Source organism: Actinoplanes sandaracinus, from assembly GCF_030009775.1.
GTDB lineage: Bacteria > Actinomycetota > Actinomycetes > Mycobacteriales > Micromonosporaceae > Actinoplanes > Actinoplanes sandaracinus.
The window spans coordinates 1-20619 of record NZ_JASCTH010000020.1; the positions used below are offsets into that span (position 1 = coordinate 1).

The window sequence follows — 20619 nt, forward strand, 5'->3', positions numbered from 1 at the left end:
CCCCGGCGGATCCCACCGGCCCTGATCGGCGGGACCGACGGCCCCGGCGGATCCCACCGGCCCCGATCGGCGGGACCGACGGCCCCGGCCGATCCCACTGGCCCCGATGGCCCCCCGACCCCGCTCGCCCCAATCGCCCCGGCCGATCCAATCGGCCGGACCGAGGGCACCGGCCGATCCCCCTGGCCCCAATCGGCCCCGGCGGATCGCCCGGACCGCCGTCACCGACCGGACTGACCGGACTGATTCGATTCCACCCGCCTGACCGGCTCGGCGGATCACCCGGACCGACGTCACCGAACCGGACCGACCGGACCGATTCGCCCCTGCCCAATCGGGTTGGCCGACCGCTTAGACCGACCTGCCTCGACCGATCCGATCCGATCCCATCCGGCCATCCGGCCATCCGGCCATCCGGCCATCCGGCCATCCGGCCGGCGGGCGAGTGGGCTGGCGAAGTTCATCGTGCCGACCGCTCGGGGATTGACCGGATGGAGCGCTCCGACGCTATTGGTGCAGGCATCGATGAGCGCGTGGCCGCCGTGGGGAGCGCGTCGCTGCTCCGGAGGGCGCGGCGACGTAGACGACGTAGACGACGTAGGCGGTGTCGGCGACGTAGGCGGTGTCGGCGACGTTCGAGCCTGCTGGGTGAGGCGGGGTGAGGTGCGTCAGCGGAGGTTCCGCTGAGGCGGATGTGGTCAGGCGAGGGCTTCGTTGAGGATCTTCTTGTATGCCGGGGGCAGGTGATCCGGGCCGCCCGGTGTGAAGACGCTGGACCGGGACGCGTCCGTCCACGCGGAGGCGGGGACGGCGGCGCGCAGGGCGACCAGCACCGGTGCGTCGTCGGTCAGCATGGCGAGCGCTACCAGGCACTCCTCGGCCTCGCCGACGCACTCGAACGGCTTGTGCGCGTCGACACCGAGTAGTTCGAGGAAGCCGGGTACCTGGGCCTCGTCGGCGAAGAGGTCGCGGCCGAAGATGTGCGCCAGGCGCTCCCGCGACATGTGGGGCGCCATCGCCAGGAACACGAAACGGCACTTCGGACAGTCACCGCACCACCGGGCGGTCGGGTCGTGCAGCTTGAACGCCTTGTTACAGCTGGTGACGACGTCATCATACGCGGTGTGACCGGCGAACAACTGCGCGATGTGCAGCTCGGAGAGGGGCCGCAGCAGGGAGAAGTACGGGTCGGTCAACCCGGCGTAGGCTGCGACCGCGTCCCTCAGCAGTCCTTCGGCGAGAACGCCCTTGGACCACTGGTGGTTGACCTCGTGTCCGTTCCAGATCAGGTTCGGGTCGGAGGCGGAACGCTCGTTGGACATCACCACCGGTCCGAGGCCGTGCCAGGCGGCGGTGGCGATCGAGATCAGCGAATTGATCGCGGTGACCGGGATGTGCCCGTTCAGTGCGCCGGCCTTGTTCAATTCGAAGAGCCGCGGGTCGAGCTTGCGGCGGGCGGCGAGAGCGGACAGCCCGGACGCGGCGTTCACGTTCTCGATCACCGGGTTGGGGTTGACCGAGAACGGCACCGGGTCGAGCCCTGCGGCACGCAGGATCTCCAGCGTGACGATCGAGTCCTTGCCGCCCCCGACGGCCGACAGCGGCCGGGCGCCGGGAACCTCGACGGGAGCCGCGGCCGGGATCACGCCGGGCGTCTCGACGGTCAGTTCCAGGACGTGCGGCAGGCGGTTGCGGTAGGCGTACTCCGCCATGCCCTTGGTGTAGACAGCGGTGAAGAAGGCGGCGACCTCGGCCGGAACGGGTTTGGGCGCGACCACCCGGGCCGGCGCGCCGACCTTGAAGTAGCTCACCCCGGCGACCACGTGCAGCAGGTCGAGCACGCGGTGGAAGGTCTCCGGGACGTCCCGGCCGGTCGGGACCGGGAAGGTGACGGTCTCGGTGAAACGCAGTGGCTCCGGGCCGTCCAGCAGATAGTCGAATGCCACCACCCCCGTCGCCGGATCGAACGAGTACGAGGGGAAGCGCATGACGTCGAACTGCACCCGGGAACTCCTGTCATCTGGCCGACGGGCAATATTAGTTCGTCCGGTCCGAGAGTGACGTGGGGAGAGACGACGTGCGCCTGGCAGACCTGCGCGGCCGTTCGGTGGCGGTCTGGGGTACCGGCCGGGAGGGCCGGGCCGCGGTGACCGCGATCGCCCGTCACCAGCCGTCCCGCCTGATCGCGGTCGACGACCGTGCCGACTACCTGTCCGTCGAGTGGACCAGCGAGCTGGCCGCACTGGCCCCGTTGGCCGGTGGGGATCACGCGTTCGCCGCTCTGGTCAGCGCGGACGTGGTGGTCCGCTCGCCGGGGGTGCCGTCCACCCACCCGTACATGATCGAGCTGCGGGAGCGTGGGATCACGGTGACCGGCGGCAGCGCGCTGTGGATGGCCGAGCACGCCGCCCGGACTGTCGGGGTGACCGGCAGCAAGGGCAAGAGCACCACGTCGAGCCTGATCAGCCACCTGCTCACGGCGGTCGGCCGGCCCAACGCGTACGGCGGGAACATCGGCGTGCCCCTGCTGGACATGCCCGAGGCCGAGTTGTACGTGCTGGAGCTCTCCAGCTACCAGTGCGCCGATCTGACCGACTCGCCGCGGGTGGCGGTGGTCACCTCGCTGTTCCCGGAGCATCTGGACGCGCACGGCGGCGAGCGGGAGTACTACCGCGACAAGCTCAACCTTCTCGGGTACGGGCCGGAGCTGATCGTGGTGAACGGGACCGACGAGCGGCTGCGTGACGAGATCCGCGGGGTCACCGACGCGAACCGTTTCCCGCCCGTCCCGGCGGCCGCCGCCGACTCCCGGTTCCGGGTCGAGGACGGTCAGGTGTGGTGCGGCGACGAGGCGCTGTTCAGCCGGGACGCCCTGGGGCTGAAGGGCCGCCACAACGGCGGCAACCTGTGCGTCGCCCTGGCCGTGCTGGACGGCATGGGCGTGGACGTGGCGGGACAGCGCGAGACGCTCGAAGCGGCCGTCCGGTCGTTCCCGGGGCTGCCGCACCGGCTCGCCGAGATCGCTGACCCGTCCGGGCTGACCTTCGTCGACGACACGCTGTCGACGAGTCCCTACGCGGCCATGCACGCCATCGAGGCGTACGAGAACCGGCCACTCACCGTGTTGGTCGGCGGAAACGACCGTGGCCTCGATTACTCCCCGTTACGAGAGTTTCTGGCCGAGCGGGAACTCACCGTGATCGGGTTGCCCGACAGCGGGCCGCGCATCCTGGAGGCGCTGGCGCGGCTGCCCCGGGTGCGCACCGAGCCGGCCGAGGATCTGCTCGACGCGGTCCGGCTGGCTCGCAAGATCACTCCAGCCGGGGGAGTGGTGCTGCTGTCGCCGGCCGCGCCGAGCTATGGCCGGTTCCGCAACTTCGAGCACCGCTCGGAGGTCTTCGCTCAGGCGGTGCGCGAAACGGCCGAGTGACGCGCGGCCACCGTCCGGCCGGATGGGCGTCAATCGCCGGCCGGCGGTGACGTGCTGACGGTCTGGTTCCGGGTCAGGTAGGCCTGGGTGTCGCGGAACTCGGCGGAGAGCGCCTCGGTGATCTTCGTGTGCACGTAGGTGACCCGCCGGACGACCTTTCCGCGCTCGTCCGGGCAGGGGTGCCCGGCCTCCGGCAGGGCCTCGATGCTGGAGGCGCCGGCGCCCGCCCCGGTGAGGCGGAAGCCCTCCAGGCTCCCGGCGCCGGGGCCGGCCGTGACGACGACGATCAGGCTGTCGCTGGTGCTGCCCGGATTGCGGCTGACCTCGGCTCGCACGTCGCGGTCGCAGAACACGGTGTAGATCTCCTCCTTGCCCAGGTGGTAGGTGAAGCCGACGTCCGGAGCGTTGCGTGCGAGGGTCGCCGCGTCCCAGCCGAAGGCCTTCCGGACGTCCTCCGCATCGACGAACCCCGTCTTGGTGGCCGGATCGAACCGGATCTCCGCAGCGGCGGCCGGGTAGAACCGGATCTCCCCGGCGGCGGCCGGGGCGACGATGCCTCCGGCCAGGAGCCCGGCGGCCGCGAAAGCGATGGGCCGGATCATTCGGGCGCCTCCGGGCCGGTCCGGAGTTCGGCGAGCGAGGCGTACGTCGTCGCGAACTCGGCGATCAGGTGCTCGGTGGTGGTGGTCGCCAGGCGGCGTGATGAGCGGATGGTCTTTCCGTGGGCGGTGTCGGGGCACGGGACACCGGGCACGGGTTCCACGGTGGTGCTGGACATCCCCATGTTCGAGCCGGTGAGCCGGAAGCCGGCGACCTCGGTCCCGCCCGCCCGGTAGGTGACCGAGGCGGCCAGGAATTCCGTCATCCCCTGAAGGGCGCGCGCGGCGTCGAAGGGACGGCCGTCGTCGCAGGTGACCGACCAGGTCTCGACGACGTGGGTGTTGTGCTCGAACTTGATCTTCGCGGCCTCCCTCGACAGCTTCGCGCCGTCCCACTTGAGGCCCCGCAGCACGTCCTCCGCGTCGACGTATCCGGTGTTGGTATGGAAGTCGAAGGTCACCCCCGCCCGGGCCGGGGCGGCACTCGAGAGGCTGCCGGCGACGGCCGCGCTGATCAATACGGGAAGCAGTCGCATGCCCTTTTCTCCTGATTTGCGAAGCGGGTCACCCGATGTTTTCACGGCAGTGCGCGGGGCCTGGCCAAAGGTAAGAATCCCGGCCATTCGGATGACCCCCGCCGTCGCATTCCAGGCCCGCCCGGCGCGTACGCCGTACCGGAAATTTTTTTGATCTTGCTTTCAAGTGACGACGAGGTTTCGCACCGTCACTGAGATGGCCCGATCGTCTGCGCTGCGATGGCCGAACGGTCATCCCGTAGTCCGCCCAACGGCCAGGTGGAAATCGTCCAAATGCGTACATGTGATGGCGGTCACGTCGTAACGGCCATTTGGGGATTGATAGCTGCCATTCGGCGGGCTCGAAACATCAGTTCATTCGGGCTGGTGGGTAACGGTTCTGAAAACTTCCTTCACAGTCTTGACAGCAGGGGGGCATTAGTAAGAACTTTTACCGCGACAGTAAACAGTCCTTCCTGAAAGGGTGTCCGATGGCTGAGCCGGAGATGGACGGCACCGCGTTGACCGCGGTCGCCGACTCGCTGGTTCGCGGCGCCGCCCGTTACGGGAACGACCACGGGGGCGAGCGAATCATCACGAACGGTGTGAACCGACCTCCCGCCGACGGGGTGCTCGCTCGGGTCAGGACGCTGCTGCCGGACTTCACCGGGGCGCTGCAGCGGGTCGCCGAGCAGGTGCTCACCGACCCGGCCGGCGCCTCGCGGGCGACCATCGTCGAGCTGGCCGAGCGCAGCGGCACCTCGCCCGCGACGATCACCCGGTTCTGCCGGGCGGTCGGCTTCGACGGGTACGCGGACCTGCGTCTCGGCATCGCGTCGGAGACCGGGCGGGCCCGCTCGGCCGGCTGGACCGTGGACATCGGCCGCGAGATCCAGCCCAACGACCCCCTGGAGCGGGTGCTCGGCCAGATCATGGCCGCCGACACCAGGGCCATGCACGACACCGCCGCGCTGCTGGATCTGGGCGAGGTGGAGCGGGCCGCGGGGGCGATCGCCGTCGCGCCGCGGGTGAACATCTTCGGCGCCAGCGGAAGCGCGCTGGTCGGCGAGGAGATGCAGTTCAGTCTGCACCGCATCGGCATCCCGGTGTGGGCCTGGACCGACGTGCACAACGGTCTGGCCAGCGCCGCCTTGTCCAGGCCCGGCGACGTCGCGCTCGGCATCTCGCACAGTGGCGAGACCGGCGAGACGATCGAGCTGCTCGCGGAGGCGAACAGCCGGGGCGCCACCACGATCGCGCTCACCAGCTTCCCCCGATCCCCGCTGGCCGAGTTGGCGGACATCGTCCTGCTCACCGCCACCCAGGCGACGACCTTCCGGCCGGACGCGCTCAGCGCCCGCCACCCGCAGCTGGTGGTTCTCGACCTGCTGTACGTCGCCGTCGCGCAACGAACCCACGAACGGTCGCACGCCGCGTTCCAGCGCACCGCTCAAGCGGTGCACGGGCACAAGGCCGCGAAAGACAGCTGAACCCCTGTGACGAATGAAAATCCCTCGGGAGGAATTGTGAAGCGCAAGATCGTGGTCGCCGCGGCGCTCGCCGCGTCGATGCTCGGCGTCGCCGCATGTGGAAACAGTGGCGGTGACGACGCCAAGACCTCGGCCGCCGGCAAGGTCGACGGCGCCGGCAAGACCATCAAGGTCTGGCTCATGGTCGACGCCGAGACCGCGTGGAAGGGCGTCGTCGACGATGCCTCCCAGCGATTCACCGCGGCCACCGGCGCGAAGGTGAACGTCGAGTACCAGCAGTGGGCCAACCATCTCACCAAGCTGGACGCCACGCTGGCCGGCTCGGACGTTCCGGACGTGGTCGAGCTCGGCAACACCGAGTTCTCCAAGTACGTCTTCAGCGGTGGCTTCGCCGAGCTCAACAAGGGTGACTTCGAGAACTCCGGCACCTGGCTGCCCGGTCTCTCCGGCGCCTGCGAGTCCGAGGGCAAGGTCTACTGCGTGCCCTACTACGCCGGCGCTCGCGTCCTGATCTACCGCAAGGACCTCTTCGAGAAGGCCGGTATCACCGGCGCCCCGAAGACCTACGCGGACTTCACCGCCGCCGCCGAGAAGCTGAAGGCCGGCAACGCGGGCGACCCCAAGTTCAGCGCCTTCTACATGCCGGGCCAGTACTGGTACGCGGCCATGTCGTGGGTGAAGGGCTCCGGCGGCGAGATCGCCAAGCAGGAGGGCGGCAAGTGGGCCGGCCAGCTCTCCACCCCGCAGTCGCAGGCGGGCCTGCAGAAGTGGGTCGACCTGACCAAGACGTACTCGAAGGCTGACGTCACCAAGAACGAGAACGAGCAGGCCGGCATCTTCGCGCAGGGCTCCGGCGGCATGTTCTACGGCAACGCCTGGGAGCAGGGCTCGGCCGAGGAGACCCGCAAGGACCCGAACGACCCGACGTCCGAGCTGATCCCGACCCCGGTCAAGGGCAAGCTGGCCGCCGCTCCGCTGCCCGAGGTGCCGTCCTTCCTCGGTGGCTCCAACCTCGGTGTGACCGCCAAGAGCGCCAACAAGGAGCTCGCCGCCCAGTGGGTCAAGGCCTTCACCGACAGCAAGGCGATGGAGGGGCTGGCCAAGGCCGGCGCCCTGCCGAACGCCACCAACCTGCTGGACAAGGCCGCGACCGACAACCCGAAGATCGCGCCGGCGGCGCTCGCCGCGAAGAACAGCTGGTTCCCGCCGAACGCCGAGAAGTGGGCCGACGTCGAGAAGGCCAGCATCCTGCAGACCATGCTGACGGACATCCTGACCGGTAAGAAGTCGGTGGCCGACGGCACCAAGTGGGCGGACGAGCAGATCGCCGCGACGCTCAACGAGGCCTGACGACCAGGTGCCGCCCGTCCGTCCTTCTGCTGGGCGGGCGGCACACCCTCTGATGGTGGAAGAGGATTTCGAGGATGTACGCCGTCGACTCACCGCCGACCCCGGCCCGGTCGCCGCAGACCCCGCCTGCGCAGCACGCGAAGCCGGTGCGCCGCCGCAGCCAGCGGGAGGCCCGTGTCGCCTGGCTGCTCTCCCTGCCCACGCTCGTGATCCTGATCGCGATGCTGGCCTACCCGCTCTACCGCATGATCGTGCTGTCGTTCCAGAACATGCGGCTCAAGGAGCTGTTCTCCGGCGCGACTCCGCCGTGGGCCGGCTTCGACCAGTACACGAAGGCTCTGACCGACGGTGTGTTCTGGGGTGTCGTCGGCCGTACCGCCGCTTTCACGGTCGTCTCGGTCTCGCTCTCGGTCCTGGCCGGACTCGGCATCGCGCTGCTGATGCGCCGGGTGCACAGCAAGGTCCGGATCTTCATGATGGTCGCGATGATGTTCGTCTGGGCGCTGCCCCAGCTGGTCGCCGCGCAGTCGTTCCGCTGGCTGACCGACTCGGACTTCGGCGTCCTGAACTACGTGCTCACCAAGCTCGGGCTGGACTACGCGACCCACAGCTGGTTCGTGAACCCGTGGGAGGGCTGGACGGTGATCACCGTGCTGGTGGTCTGGGCCGGCATCCCCTTCCTGGCCATCTCGCTCAGCGCCGGCCTCACTCAGGTGCCGAAGGAGCTGCTGGAAGCCGCGACAGTGGACGGCGCCACGCCGTGGCAGGCGCTGCGCAACATCACCCTGCCCATCCTGAAGCCGCTGCTGACCATCGTCACCACGCTGTCGGTGATCTGGAACTTCGGCCTCTTCACCCAGAACTGGGCGCTGCGTGACGGCCATCCGGAGCCGGTCTACCAGACTCTGGCGACCTTCTCGTACACGCAGGCGTTCGGGCGTTCCAACTACAGCTACGGCTCGGCGATCGCGGTGATCACCGTGCTGCTGATGCTCGGCGTGATGATCTTCTATATCCGCCAGATGTTCAAAATCGGAGAGGTGGACTGATGGCTCGCCACGACGAGGGCGTCGTCACCGTGGGGCGCAGCCGTGTCGGTACGTTCTTCGCGAACAGCACCGGGATCGTCTTCGGACTGGTCATGCTCTTCCCGGTGTACTGGGTGCTGAACACGGCGTTCAAGCCGGACAAGGAGGTCCGCAGCTTCACGCCGACGTTCTGGCCGCACGAGTTCACGTTGGACAACTTCAGATCCGCGCTCGGTGAGGAACTCTTCATCCCGAGCATGATCAACGGCTTGATCATCACCGCCCTGGCGGTGGCCGCCGCGCTGGTCGTGGGCTTCCTGGCGGCGCTCGCGATCGCCCGCTTCAGCTTCTACGGGCGCAGGGCGATCATCCTGGTGGTCCTGGCCGTTCAACTGGTGCCGTTCCTGGCGCTGCTCATCCCCCTCTTCCTCATGCTGCAGGGCGCCGGCCTGACCAACACACTGGTCGGCGTGGCCCTGGTGTACCTGGTCCTGCTGCTGCCGTACACGGTGTGGACGCTGCGCGGCTTCATCTCCGGCATCCCGCGGGAACTGGACGAGGCCGCGATGATCGACGGCTGCACCCGCGCCCAGGTGTTCTGGCGGATCATCCTGCCGCTCACCGGGCCCGGGCTGGTCGCCACATCGGTCTACGGGTTCATCCAGGCGTGGAACGAATTCATCATCATCAACACGCTGAACGACCCGAAGAACCAGAACCTGATGGCCTGGCTGCTCTACAACCAGACCGAACGCGGTACCGCCTGGGGTCCTCTCATGGCCGGTGCGATCATCACCTCGATCCCCGTGGTGATCTTCTTCCTGATCATTCAGCGCAACATCGCCACCGGTTTGACGGCTGGCGCCGTCAAGGGTTGATCTGAAAGGACATCGATGTCTGAGATAACGAAATCCGAGCTGGACCGTCGTAGCCTGCTGCGCCGTGCCGCCGCGGTCGGCCTGGCGGCGACCCCGGCGGTGGGCATGCTCAGCGCCTGTGTCGGCGGCGGCGCCGAGGAGACCGCCAACCAGGCGACCGGTACGAAGTCGGCCGACAACCCGCTCGGCATCGACCCCAAGAAGCCGGTCGAGATCGTGATCTTCGATGGTGGTCTGGGCACCAAGTACGCCACCGACGTCGACACTCCGATGTACAAGAAGAAGTGGCCGGAGTCCGAGGTCAAGTTCACCGCCACCCAGGAGGTATCGACGATCGTCCAGCCGCGGCTGAACGCCGGCGACGCACCCGACATGATCAACAACTCCGGCGCGAAGATGATGGACTTCGGCGCGATCGTCGCCGCCGGCCAGGCGCAGGACCTGAGCGAGCTGTTCGCCGCCCCGTCCTTCGACATCCCCGGCAAGACCGTCGCCCAGACGCTGGTGCCGGGCGCCGTCGAGCAGGGCTCCTACGACGGCAAGCCGTTCGCGGTGAACTACTCCTACACCGTGTTCGGTCTGTGGTACAACGCCACGCTGTTCGAGAAGAACGGCTGGACCGTGCCGGCGACCTGGGCCGACTTCACCGCCCTGTGCGACAAGATCAAGGCGGCGGGCGTCGTCCCGTTCGGCTACGCCGGCAGCAACGCGGCGTACTACATGGTCCGTGCCCTGCTCACCAGCGCCGGCAAGATCGGCACCGAGCAGGTTCTGAAGGACATCGACAACCTCAAGCCGGGCGCGTGGACCGCCCCGGCCGTGCTCGAGGCCGCGAAGGCCTGGGGCGAGATCGGCACCAAGTACCTGGAGAAGTCGTTCCTCGGCCTCAAGCACACCGAGGTCCAGTTGCGCCAGAACCAGGACAAGATCGCCTTCTACCCGTGCGGCTCCTGGCTGGAGAACGAGCAGGCCAAGGACACCCCGCCCGGCTTCAAGTACGCGGTGGCGCCCTACCCGAGCGTGACCGCCTCGGACAAGCTCCCGGCGACCGCCATCAACGCGGCGGCCGGCGAGATCTACTTCGCCTCGTCGAAGGGGAAGAACCCCCGCGGCGGCATGGAGTACCTGCGCGTCATGCTCTCCAAGCAGGCCGCGCTCGAGTTCACCAAGCTCACCAAGTCGCTGACCGTGGTGGCCGGCGCCTCCGACGGCATCGAGATCTCCCCCGGCCTGAACAGCGCCAACGACGCGATCACCAAGGCCGGCAAGGACGTCTTCATGGGCTACCTGTTCGACACCTGGTACAAGAAGCTCCATGACGAGTCGCTGAGCGCGGTCAACGACCTGATGTTCAACGGCGGCGACGCCCAGAAGTTCTGTGACCGGATGGAGACCGCCGCCCAGGCGCTCGCCAAGGACTCCTCGGTCAAGAAGCAGACCCGTAGCTAGTCAGTAGGTGAGGTAGAGCGCCATGCGGCACGGTAAGTATCCCTTCATCATCGGCTTCCTCGCCGTGCCGGTGGCGCTCTACGCCACCTTCGTGGTGGCGGCGTACGTCCAGACCTTCCAGCTGTCACTGACCAGCTGGTCCGGGTTCGGGGTGATCAAGTACGTCGGCTTCGACAACTTCGTCAAACTGTGGGAAGACGAGCTGTTCTGGAAGTCGCTGCGCCACAACGCGTACCTGCTGTTCCTGCTGCCGATCCTGACGATCGCGCTGGCTCTGGTCTTCGCGTTCCTGCTCAACGTCGGCGGCGGCACCAAGGGCGGCGTCACCCGGGGTGTGTGGGGCTCCAAGTTCTACCGGGTGATCTTCTTCTTCCCGCAGCTCATGGCCCTGGCCATCGTCGCGGTGATCTTCGGCCGGGTGTTCTCCTCGGACAAGAGCGGCATGCTCAACGGCCTTTTCCCGGACTCCTGGTCGCCGTGGCTGTTCCTGGCCGACGAACGCTGGGCCCTGACCTGCATCCTGGCGGTGCTGGTCTGGCAGGCGGTCGGCTTCTACGTGGTGCTCTTCTCGGCCGGCATGGGCTCCATCGGCGAGGAGATCTACGAGGCCGCGGCGCTCGACGGCGCCACCCGGGTCACCCTGTTCTTCCGGATCACCCTGCCGCTGCTCTGGAACACCATCCAGACCGGCTGGGTCTACCTGGGCATCGCCGCGTTCGACGCGTTCGCCCTGGTCAACATCATGACCGTGGACCGGGGTGGCCCGGACGGCGCGACCTCGGTGCTGGCCATGATGATCTACCGCAACACCTTCGAGTACTCCCAGGTCGGTTACGCCTCCGCACTCGGCGTGGTGCTGTTCTTCCTGACCCTGACCTTCGCCGCGCTGACCCTGCGGGTCACCCGCCGCGACGCCGTCTGAGAGGCCCGCACATGAGCAACCTCACCGCGACCGCGCCTTCGGAAACGGTAGTCACCCCGAAGGCCGAGAAGACCCACCGTGAGCTGCGGGCCTTCAACGGCCTGGCGCACCTCGCCCTGATCTTCTGGGCGCTGGTCACCGCCGGCCCGTTGCTCTGGGTAGTGCTGGCCTCGTTCAAGTCCAACACCGAGATCTTCCTGGGTGAGCCGTTCGCGCTGCCCAGCACGTTCTCGCTGGAGACATACCTCTCCGCGTGGGACCAGGCGCACATCGGGCAGTACTTCCTCAACAGCGTCCTCGTCGTGGTGATCAGCACCGCGGGCACCATGCTGTTCGGGTCGATGGCCGCGTACGTGCTGGCCCGGTACTCGTTCTTCGGCAACCGCTTCCTCTACTACCTGTTCGTCTCCGGGCTGGCCTTCCCGACGTTCATGGCGCTCGGCCCGCTGTTCCACATCCTCAAGAACATGGGGCTGCTGAACTCGTACCTCGGGCTGATCCTGGTCTACATCGCCTACTCGCTGCCGTTCACGGTGTTCTTCCTGGCCGCGTTCTTCAAGACGCTGCCGCACGAGATCGACGAGGCGGCGACCGTGGACGGGGCCTCGCACACCCGCAAGTTCTTCCAGATCATGATGCCGATGGCGAAGTCCGGCCTGGTCAGCATCACGATCTTCAACATCGTGGGCCAGTGGAACCAGTACCTTCTGCCGCTGGTGATCATGCAGGGGCAGGGCGCCGAGGAGAAGTGGGTGCTCACCCAGGGCATCGCGAACATCTCGACGCAGGCCGGGTACCACGCCGAATGGTCGACGCTGTTCGCCGCTCTGACCCTGAGCATCCTCCCGATGATCGTCGTCTACGCGATCTTCCAGCGGCAGATCCAGGCCGGCCTGACCGCCGGCGCCGTCAAGTAGGCCACCGCTCGGCCGGTCCGGGCCGGGCGGTGACGATCCCTTAGCCCACGCCCGCAGGTGTGAGCCGCGCCGGGGCATGAGAAGTTGTCATACCCCGCGGCGAGAATGGCGGGGTGCTGGTTGCGGTGGTGCCCGATCCGGACGGCCGAGGCGGCCGTCTCGCCGAGTTGACCGCTGCCCCCGGCCCGGGGGCGGCCCCTCCCTCCGAGCCACGGCACGTCCCTGATCTCGCGGCCGCGGTCGCCGAGCGTGAGGCCGCCGACCGGCCACGCTGGGTGTGGGCGGCCACCGCCGACATCTATCCGGCCCTGCTGCGCGCCGGGGTGCGCGTGGCCCGCTGCCACGACGTCGAGCTGACCGAGGCGCTGCTGCTCGGCCAGGCCGGGCGGTGGGGTGAGCCACGCGGGCTCGCCGCGGCCGTCGCCCGGCTGCGCGGGCTTCCCGTCCCGCCCGACCCGCTCCGGCCCGACGCCGAGCCGCCGGGCTTCGCGCAGGGCGCGCTCTTCGAGTCGATTCCAGCCGGCCAGATCAAGATCAACGACCTGATCGAGGTGTACGGCGAACAGCTGCGCCGCATCGGCGAAACAGGCCATCCCGGCCGTTTCCGGATGCTGGTGGCGGCCGAGTGCGCGGGCGCCCTGATCGCCGCCGAGATGGGCCACACCGGCCTGCCCTGGCGGTCCGATCTGCACGACGAGCTGCTGCGCGAGCTGCTCGGCCCGCCTCAGCCGATGGGCCCGCCCCGCCGGCTGGCCGAGCTGACCGCCGAGATCAACGCCGCGTTCGGCACCCAGGGCCTGCATCCCGACCTGCCGGCCGAGGTGATTCGCGCCTTCCACCGGGCCGGCATCGACGTGCCCAACACCCGGCGCTGGGTGCTGCGGCAGGTCGAGCACCCGGCGGTCGCCCCGCTGCTGGAATTCAAGGAGCTCTACCGCATCTGGACCGCGCACGGCTGGGCCTGGTGCGACTCCTGGGTGCGTGACGGCCGCTTCCGCCCGGAGTACGTGCCGGGAGGCGTCGTCTCCGGCCGCTGGGCCACCCGGGGCGGCGGCGCCCTGCAGGTGCCCAAGGTGGTGCGCCGGGCCGTGGTGGCCGATCCCGGCTGGCGGTTTGTGGTCGCCGACGCCGGCCAGCTGGAGCCCCGTGTCCTGGCCGCCGTCTCCGGCGACGAGCGACTGGCCCGGGCCGCAGCCGCGGGCGACCTCTACGCCGCGCTGGCCGCCGACTCGTTCGACGGCGACCGCGGCAAAGCCAAGATCGCCCTGCTCGGGGCGATGTACGGGCAGACCGGGGGCGACGCCCTCCCCGCCCTGGCCGTGCTCCGGCGGCACTATCCGACCGCCTTCGAATATGTGGAGGCAGCCGCCCGCACCGGTGAGGTGGGTGGCCTGGTCCGGTCCTGGCTGGGCCGCACCTGCCCACCGGCCGCGGGCGCCTGGCGTGACGCCGGTCTGGACCCGCCCGACGAGGTGGCCCCGCCGCCCGGGCGGGCACGTGGCCGTTTCACCCGAAACTTTGTGATCCAGGCCACGGCCGCCGAGTGGGCGCTGGTGCTCCTCGCCACGCTGCGGACCGCGTTGGAGGGCACCGCCGCGGAACTGGTCCTGTTCGTTCACGACGAGGTAGTGGTGCACTGCCCGGCCGGACAGGCCGACAGCGTCGTCGCGGCGGTCCACGAGAGCGCCGCCACGGCGGGCCGGTTGCTCTTCGGCGCCACCACGGTGCGATTTCCGTTAGACGTCTCAGTGGTTGGTGCCTACGCCGACGCCAAATGAAAAAGTCGGTATCGTTGACGGACCGGCCGAGAGGCGCTGCAGCGGGCCACCCGTCACGCTCGACCGGTGAACCACCCGATGCAAGGGCGCCTCCGACTATTCGGAGGTGCAGTGTTGGGTTCGAACCGTGCAGTTGCTTCGACCGTCGCCACGTTGCGTGAGTTGCTCGCCGAGCGGGTTCTGGTGCTGGACGGGGCCTGGGGCACCATGCTTCAGGGCGCGAGGCTGACACCTGCCGACTACCGCGGCGACCTGATCCCGGCCGATCACCCGAAAGACGTCACCGGCGACCCCGACCTGCTCATCCTGACTCGGCCGGACGTGATCCTCGACGTCCACCGGCAATATCTCGCGGCCGGCGCCGACATCACCACGACGAACACGTTCACCGCCACCAGCATCGCCCAGGCCGACTACGGGCTGGAGCACCTGGTGCGGGAGATGAACGTGCAGGGTGTCCGGCTGGCCCGGCAGGCCGCCGACGAGGCATTCGCGTCCGACGGCCGGCTCCGGTTCGTGGCCGGATCGATCGGCCCGCTCAACGTCACCCTGTCGCTGTCGCCGAAAGTCGAGGACCCGGCGTACCGCGCGGTCACGTTCGACCAGGTCAAGGCGGCGTACGCGGAACAGATCTCGGCCCTGGTCGAAGGCGGCGTCGACCTCCTGCTGGTCGAGACGATCTTCGACACGCTGAACGCGAAGGCGGCCATCGCGGCGGCACGCGAGGTGGCGCCGGAGACCCCGCTGTGGATCTCGGTCACGATCGTCGACCTGTCCGGGCGGACCCTCTCCGGCCAGACCGTCGAGGCGTTCTGGCGCTCCATCGAGCGCGCCGAGCCCCTGGTCGTCGGCGTGAACTGCTCGCTCGGCGCGACCGAGATGCGCCCGCACGTCGCCGACCTGGCCCGGCTGTCGAACGTCTACGTCGCCTCGCACCCGAACGCCGGCCTGCCGAACGCCTTCGGCGGTTACGACCAGACCCCGGAGGAGACCGGTGAGCTGCTCGCCGGGTTCGCCGCCGACGGCCTGGTCAACATCGTCGGCGGCTGCTGCGGCACCAGCCCCGCGCACATCGCCGCGGTCGCCTCGGCCGTCGCTGGCGCCACCCCGCGGGCGATCGACCCGCCGAAGCCGACCACCCGGTTCAGCGGCCTGGAGCCGTTCGAGATCGGCCCGGACACCGGGTTCGTGATGATCGGCGAGCGGACCAACGTCACCGGCTCGGCCAAGTTCCGCCGGCTCATCGAGGCCGACGACCACCAGGCCGCCGTCGACGTGGCCCTGGAGCAGGTGCGCGGTGGCGCCAACCTGCTCGACGTGAACATGGACGCCGACCTGCTCGACAGCGAGCAGGCCATGGTGACCTTCCTGAACCTGATCGCGACCGAGCCGGAGGTGGCCCGGATCCCGATCATGATCGATAGCTCGAAGTGGACCGTTCTCGAGGCCGGCCTCAAGTGCGTCCAGGGCAAGGGCGTGGTCAACTCGATCAGCCTGAAGGAGGGTGAGGAGCAGTTCCTCGCCCAGGCCCGCCGGATCCGCGACTTCGGCGCCGGCGCCGTGGTGATGGCTTTCGACGAGCAGGGCCAGGCCGACACGACCGAGCGCAAGGTCGAGATCTGCGGCCGGGCGTACGACCTGCTGGTCGGCGATGGCTTCGACCCGACCGACATCATCTTCGACCCGAACGTGCTGGCCGTCGCGACCGGCATCGCCGAGCACAATGGTTACGCGAAGAACTTCATCGACGCCCTTCCGCTGATCAAGCAGCGCTGCCCCGGCGCTCGCACCAGCGGCGGCATCTCCAACCTGTCGTTCGCCTTCCGCGGCAACGACGTGGTCCGCGAGGCCATGCACTCGGCGTTCCTGTTCCACGCGGTCAAGGCCGGGCTGGACATGGGCATCGTCAACGCCGGACAGCTCGCCGTCTACCAGGACATCCCCGCCGAGCTGCTGGAACTCGTCGAGGACGTGATCTTCGACCGCCGGCCGGACGCCACCGACCGGCTCGTCACGTTCGCCTCCACGGTCACCGGCTCCGGCGCCAAGCGCGAGATCGACCTGTCCTGGCGGGAGACCGAGGTCGAGGAGCGACTCAGCCACGCCCTCGTGCACGGCATTGTCGACTTCATCGAGGCCGACACCGAGGAGGCCCGGCAGAAACTGCCCCGCCCGCTCGACGTCATCGAGGGCCCGCTGATGGACGGCATGAAGGTGGTCGGCGACCTCTTCGGCTCCGGCAAGATGTTCCTGCCCCAGGTGGTCAAGAGCGCCCGCGTGATGAAGCGGTCGGTCGCCTACCTGCTGCCGTACATGGAGGCGGAGAAGGAGCAGGCCCGCCTGGAAGGCCGCGTCGAGGCCGACCGTGGGCAGGGCAAGGTCGTGCTCGCCACGGTCAAGGGCGACGTCCACGACATCGGCAAGAACATCGTCGGCGTGGTGCTGGGCTGCAACAACTACGAGGTGATCGACCTCGGCGTGATGGTGCCGACCGCGAAGATCCTGGACACCGCGATCGCCGAGGGCGCCGACGCCATCGGGCTCTCCGGCCTGATCACCCCCTCCCTCGACGAGATGGTCGCGGTCGGCGCCGAGATGCAGCGGCGCGGCCTCAAGCTGCCCCTGCTGATCGGCGGGGCGACCACGTCCAAGCAGCACACGGCGGTGCGGATCGCTCCGGCGTACGACGGCGTGACCGTGCACGTGCTGGACGCGTCCCGGGTGGTCGGCGTGGTCTCCGACCTGCTCGACTCCGACCGGTCGGTGAAACTCGACGAGGCCAACCGGGACGAGCAGCAGCGGCTGCGCGAGCAGCACGAGAAGCGGCACTCACAGCCGCTGCTCACTCTCGCCCAGACGCGGGCCAACCGGGAGAAGATCGATTTCAGCGACCTTCCCACCCCGAAGTTCACCGGGGTACGCGAGGTCGCGCCCACCATCGCCGAACTGCGCGGGATGATCGACTGGCAGTTCCTCTTCCTGGCCTGGGAACTGAAGGGCAAGTACCCGGCGATCCTGCAGCAGCCGGTCGCGAAGGAGCTGTTCGACGACGCCAACACGCTGCTCGACCAGATCATCGCCGAGGGCTCGTTCCAGGCTCGCGGGCTCTACGGTTTCTGGCCCGCGCATGCCGACGGCGACGACATCAAGCTGGCGAACGGGATGTCGTTCCCGATGCTGCGCCAGCAGACCGTGAAGCCGGCCGGCCGCGCCAACCGCTGCCTGGCCGACTACATCGCGCCGGAACGCGACCACCTCGGCGGTTTCGCGGTGGCCATCCACGGCGCCGAGGCCCTGGCGAAGAAGTACGAGGCCGAGCACGACGACTACCGGGCCATCATGGTCAAGGCCCTGGCCGACCGGCTCGCCGAGGCCTTCGCCGAATACCTGCACCTCAAGGCCCGGCGCGACTGGTTCGAGCCGGACGCCCAGCCGGTGCTGGCAGACCTGCACGCCGAACGGTTCCGGGGCATCCGGCCCGCGCTCGGCTACCCGGCCTGCCCCGACCACAGCGAGAAGAAGGAACTCTTCGAGCTGCTCGGCACCTCCTCGATCGGCATCGGCCTCACCGAGTCGTACGCGATGACCCCGGCCGCCGCCGTCAGCGGGTTGATCTTCGCCCACCCCGAGGCGAAGTACTTCACCGTCGGCCGCCTCGGCAAGGACCAGATCGAGGACTACGCGACCCGCCGTGGCATGCCGGTCGCCGAGATCGAGCGCTGGCTGCGCCCCAACCTCGCCTACTCGATCGACTGACCCCGCGAGCGACACCGTCACCGCCCTAAACCCGGGCGGTGACGGCGCGACCGCGCGCTCAAACATGCCGGCCGTGCGGTCGATGGCGCGACCGTGTGCTCGGACATGCCGGGCGTGCGGTCGATGGCGCGACCGTGTGCTCGGACATGCCGGGCGTGCGGTCGATGGCGCGACCGTGTGCTCGGACGTCGTGGGCGTGCGCTCGGGCGGTGCGGGCGTGTGCTCGGGCGGTGTGGGCGTGTGCTCGGACGGTGATGAGGTCGCGCGGTTGGACGGTCACGAGGACGCGCGGCGCCGCAGTTCCGCGATGTCGGCATCAGCCACCAGCAACTCACCGAGCGGCACCACCGGAAGCGAACGGCCCTCGACGGCGACGGTCACCCCGGGCTCGATCGAAGGCACGATGTCGACGCGCATCTCAGTCATATCGGCGGCGAACCAGCGGCGCGGTCCCGGCGCGTCCAGGATCGGGTCCTGGCCGACGTACATCTGCAGGCGTTCATGCCAGCGCGGCATCCTGAGCGTCGACAGCGCGCGGCTGGCCGCCAGCACGTCATCCGCCGCGATACGCAGGTCCACTCGCGTCGGCCGGACGAGCATGCCCTGGGCCAGGGCAGCGAGCCGGCCCGAGACGACATAGGGCACTTTGTCGAGCCGGCGCCACAGGATGCCGCAGGTCGACACGTAGAAGGTCAGCAACTCGGCGGCCTCCACATGGTCGACCGTGTCCGAGTCGTCCGCCGCGACGTCAGCAATGCCGGCCGACTCGACGACGAGGCGCCGATCCAGCACGTTGAGCAGTCGTTCGATTCGGCTGAGGCGCAGGTCGACCTCACCACGCTCCACCCGGGAGATCCACTGCTGGCTGGTCTCGGCGCGTTCAGCGAGCGTCCGCTGGCTCCACCCGGCCTGAGCGCGAGCCGCTTGCACAACCAGCCCGACCCGTGTGGCCAACCGCCCCTGCCCACCAACCATGTCCCCTCCACCCAAGCCTCGATGCTCACCGCCGGTCCCGCCCCGTGCCGTCCGTGTTGCTGGCACCGCCGGTACCGCCCCGTGCCGTCCGTGTTGCTGGCACCGCCGGTACCGCCCCGTGCACCCATCCCGTCGTCGCCCGTCAGCCGTCCGCTTTGGCTAGCCAGCCGCCCGCCTGTCCACCGTCAGGCAACCCACCAGTGAGTGCGCCCGCCCGCCGCCCACTCGCCGTCAACCAGGCATCCCCAGCCTGCCGACCGTCGGCCAGCCCGCCGACCGTGAGGCAGCCCGCCCGCCGTGAGGCAGCCGGGTATGGCAGCCCGCCGCCCAGCCCTCCGTCGGCCAGGCAGGCGGACACGAGGCCAGTCAGCCCGCCGTCAGACGGTTAGCCCAGCCGATCACGCAGCTGGGCCCGTCCGCCCATCCGCCCGCCTGCCCACCTGGTCGCCGTCCGGCGAGGGCAGGTGCCCAGCCAGGCGCGGAGGCTAGCTCGCCCGCCGTCAGACGGTTAGCCCAGAAGGCCAGGCAGCCGGGCTGTCCGCTGTCAGACGGCGGACTGGCGGGCAGACGCGAGGCCAGCCAGCCCGCCTGCCCGCCAGTCCGCTTGCCAGCTAGCCTGCCTGCCGTCTGACAGTCCGCCGGCCGGCCGTTAGACGGTTAGGCCAGCCGACCCGGCGGCTGTCAGACGGCCCGCCTTTCCGGCCGCCGTCGCGGTTCGGCACGCACCGGCCCGGCTCATGTCGTCGTGGTTCGGCTTGTCGCTCGCACTCGTTGTCCCGCCGATGATTTTGCGATTTTCGAGCGTCCTTGGCGACCCCCTGGATCCGACCTGTGGATAACCGGCCGCTGGCGATGGTGTCTTGAGAAATGTCGACACCCGTTGTGGGTGTAGCTGACACCCACAACGGGTGTCAGCTTTCAAGGACACACCTATCGCGGTCGGGCGGTCGGGCGCGGGGCGCTATGGAGGCCCGAGAGTTGCGGGGCGGCGGACGGCGTGCGGCGTGGCGGCAAGTGAGGGGGCAGTCGTGGGTGAGCGGCGCGGCGACGAGCGGCTCGGTGGCGTGGTAGCGGGGCGGCATGGCTCGTCGCTGCGATCGGCGAGTAGCGAGTAGCGGATAGCAGTGGCAGGTGGGGTAGCGGCGGGCGGCAGGCGGCGCACGGCGGCGCGCGCTGAATGAGGTTGTGGCGGAGGCCGCGGGAAGTGGCGGTAGGTGGCGCGGCGGCGAGCGGTTCGGCGGCGTGGTAGCGGGGCGGCAGGGCGCCGTCGCAGCTAACGGCGAGCGGCGAGCGGCAAATGGGGTGGCGGCGGGATGGGACGTGGCGGTAGGCGGCGGCGAGCGCTGAATGAGGTAGCGGCGGTGGCTGGGGGAGTTGGCGGTAGGCGGTGCCGTGGCGGCGGGCGGCGAGTGGCAGGTGGTGTCCGGGCGGGGCGACGTGGTGGCGGGCCCGAGTGGCAGGTGGTGTCGGGGCGGGGCGACGTGGTGGCGGGCCCGAGTGGCAGGTGGTGTCGGGGCGGGGCGACGTGGTGG

At 69.3% G+C, this 20619-nt stretch carries 14 protein-coding genes; 10 read left to right on the plus strand and 4 right to left on the minus strand.

All coding sequences use genetic code 11. The features are described from left to right. Window positions 1–698: 698 nt before the first annotated feature. On the minus strand, window positions 699–1988 hold the full coding sequence (locus QLQ12_RS27990) for a hypothetical protein (protein WP_282763684.1): 1290 nt from the start codon (window positions 1986–1988) through the stop codon (window positions 699–701). An 89-nt stretch (window positions 1989–2077) separates the two neighbouring features. On the opposite strand from QLQ12_RS27990, the gene murD reads away from it, so the two are divergent. Then, the gene (gene murD, locus QLQ12_RS27995) at window positions 2078–3430 is read left to right on the plus strand and encodes a UDP-N-acetylmuramoyl-L-alanine--D-glutamate ligase (protein ID WP_282763519.1); all 1353 of its coding nucleotides are present in this window, start codon (window positions 2078–2080) and stop codon (window positions 3428–3430) included. Between the two features lie 29 nt (window positions 3431–3459). Here murD and QLQ12_RS28000 read toward each other — a convergent pair whose 3' ends face one another. Together QLQ12_RS28000 and QLQ12_RS28005 are read right to left on the minus strand one after the other, a co-directional pair. Continuing rightward, complete coding sequence (locus QLQ12_RS28000) at window positions 3460–4032, minus strand: hypothetical protein (RefSeq protein ID WP_282763521.1); 573 nt, start codon at window positions 4030–4032, stop codon at window positions 3460–3462. Beyond that, window positions 4029–4565 carry a hypothetical protein gene (locus QLQ12_RS28005; protein WP_282763522.1) on the minus strand — a complete coding sequence of 179 codons (537 nt, stop codon included), beginning with the start codon at window positions 4563–4565 and terminating at the stop codon, window positions 4029–4031. Before QLQ12_RS28005 ends, QLQ12_RS28000 begins: the two co-directional genes overlap by 4 nt. Window positions 4566–5035: 470 nt before the next feature. On the opposite strand from QLQ12_RS28005, the gene QLQ12_RS28010 reads away from it, so the two are divergent. From QLQ12_RS28010 to metH, 9 genes are all read left to right on the plus strand, one after another. Further along, window positions 5036–6034, plus strand: coding sequence for a MurR/RpiR family transcriptional regulator (locus QLQ12_RS28010; RefSeq protein ID WP_282763524.1), 999 nt, complete (start codon window positions 5036–5038; stop codon window positions 6032–6034). Window positions 6035–6070: 36 nt separating this feature from the next. Next, window positions 6071–7384, plus strand: coding sequence for an extracellular solute-binding protein (locus QLQ12_RS28015; protein WP_282763526.1), 1314 nt, complete (start codon window positions 6071–6073; stop codon window positions 7382–7384). Window positions 7385–7458: 74 nt separating this feature from the next. Beyond that, the gene (locus QLQ12_RS28020) at window positions 7459–8433 is read left to right on the plus strand and encodes a carbohydrate ABC transporter permease (protein WP_282763527.1); all 975 of its coding nucleotides are present in this window, start codon (window positions 7459–7461) and stop codon (window positions 8431–8433) included. Beyond that, window positions 8433–9290, plus strand: coding sequence for a carbohydrate ABC transporter permease (locus tag QLQ12_RS28025; protein WP_282763528.1), 858 nt, complete (start codon window positions 8433–8435; stop codon window positions 9288–9290). Before QLQ12_RS28020 ends, QLQ12_RS28025 begins: the two co-directional genes overlap by 1 nt. A gap of 15 nt (window positions 9291–9305) precedes the next feature. Further along, window positions 9306–10739: an N-acetylglucosamine/diacetylchitobiose ABC transporter substrate-binding protein gene (gene ngcE / locus QLQ12_RS28030; RefSeq protein WP_282763529.1), complete on the plus strand. Its 1434-nt coding sequence runs from the start codon at window positions 9306–9308 to the stop codon at window positions 10737–10739. A gap of 22 nt (window positions 10740–10761) precedes the next feature. Then, window positions 10762–11661 (plus strand): carbohydrate ABC transporter permease, encoded by a 900-nt coding sequence (locus tag QLQ12_RS28035; RefSeq protein ID WP_282763531.1) that lies wholly within the window; start codon window positions 10762–10764, stop codon window positions 11659–11661. Window positions 11662–11672: 11 nt separating this feature from the next. Beyond that, on the plus strand, window positions 11673–12578 hold the full coding sequence (locus tag QLQ12_RS28040; RefSeq protein ID WP_282763533.1) for a carbohydrate ABC transporter permease: 906 nt from the start codon (window positions 11673–11675) through the stop codon (window positions 12576–12578). A 113-nt stretch (window positions 12579–12691) separates the two neighbouring features. Beyond that, on the plus strand, window positions 12692–14356 hold the full coding sequence (locus QLQ12_RS28045) for a bifunctional 3'-5' exonuclease/DNA polymerase (RefSeq protein WP_407651599.1): 1665 nt from the start codon (window positions 12692–12694) through the stop codon (window positions 14354–14356). A 78-nt stretch (window positions 14357–14434) separates the two neighbouring features. Then, window positions 14435–18112 carry a methionine synthase gene (gene metH, locus QLQ12_RS28050; protein ID WP_282763686.1) on the plus strand — a complete coding sequence of 1226 codons (3678 nt, stop codon included), beginning with the start codon at window positions 14435–14437 and terminating at the stop codon, window positions 18110–18112. Window positions 18113–18388: 276 nt separating this feature from the next. Here metH and QLQ12_RS28055 read toward each other — a convergent pair whose 3' ends face one another. Continuing rightward, window positions 18389–19087: a helix-turn-helix domain-containing protein gene (locus QLQ12_RS28055; protein ID WP_282763535.1), complete on the minus strand. Its 699-nt coding sequence runs from the start codon at window positions 19085–19087 to the stop codon at window positions 18389–18391. Between the last annotated feature and the right edge of the window lie 1532 nt (window positions 19088–20619).

Bases quoted from the DNA above. Each gene is read 5' to 3' on its own strand.
- QLQ12_RS27990 (WP_282763684.1), bottom strand. From the start codon at position 1,988: ATGCGCTTCCCCTCGTACTCGTTCGATCCGGCGACGGGGGTGGTGGCA.
- QLQ12_RS28000 (WP_282763521.1), bottom strand. From the start codon at position 4,032: ATGATCCGGCCCATCGCTTTCGCGGCCGCCGGGCTCCTGGCCGGAGGC.
- QLQ12_RS28005 (WP_282763522.1), bottom strand. From the start codon at position 4,565: ATGCGACTGCTTCCCGTATTGATCAGCGCGGCCGTCGCCGGCAGCCTC.
- QLQ12_RS28010 (WP_282763524.1), top strand. From the start codon at position 5,036: ATGGCTGAGCCGGAGATGGACGGCACCGCGTTGACCGCGGTCGCCGAC.
- QLQ12_RS28020 (WP_282763527.1), top strand. From the start codon at position 7,459: ATGTACGCCGTCGACTCACCGCCGACCCCGGCCCGGTCGCCGCAGACC.
- QLQ12_RS28025 (WP_282763528.1), top strand. From the start codon at position 8,433: ATGGCTCGCCACGACGAGGGCGTCGTCACCGTGGGGCGCAGCCGTGTC.
- ngcE (WP_282763529.1), top strand. From the start codon at position 9,306: ATGTCTGAGATAACGAAATCCGAGCTGGACCGTCGTAGCCTGCTGCGC.
- QLQ12_RS28035 (WP_282763531.1), top strand. From the start codon at position 10,762: ATGCGGCACGGTAAGTATCCCTTCATCATCGGCTTCCTCGCCGTGCCG.
- QLQ12_RS28040 (WP_282763533.1), top strand. From the start codon at position 11,673: ATGAGCAACCTCACCGCGACCGCGCCTTCGGAAACGGTAGTCACCCCG.
- metH (WP_282763686.1), top strand. From the start codon at position 14,435: ATGCAAGGGCGCCTCCGACTATTCGGAGGTGCAGTGTTGGGTTCGAAC.
- QLQ12_RS28055 (WP_282763535.1), bottom strand. From the start codon at position 19,087: ATGGTTGGTGGGCAGGGGCGGTTGGCCACACGGGTCGGGCTGGTTGTG.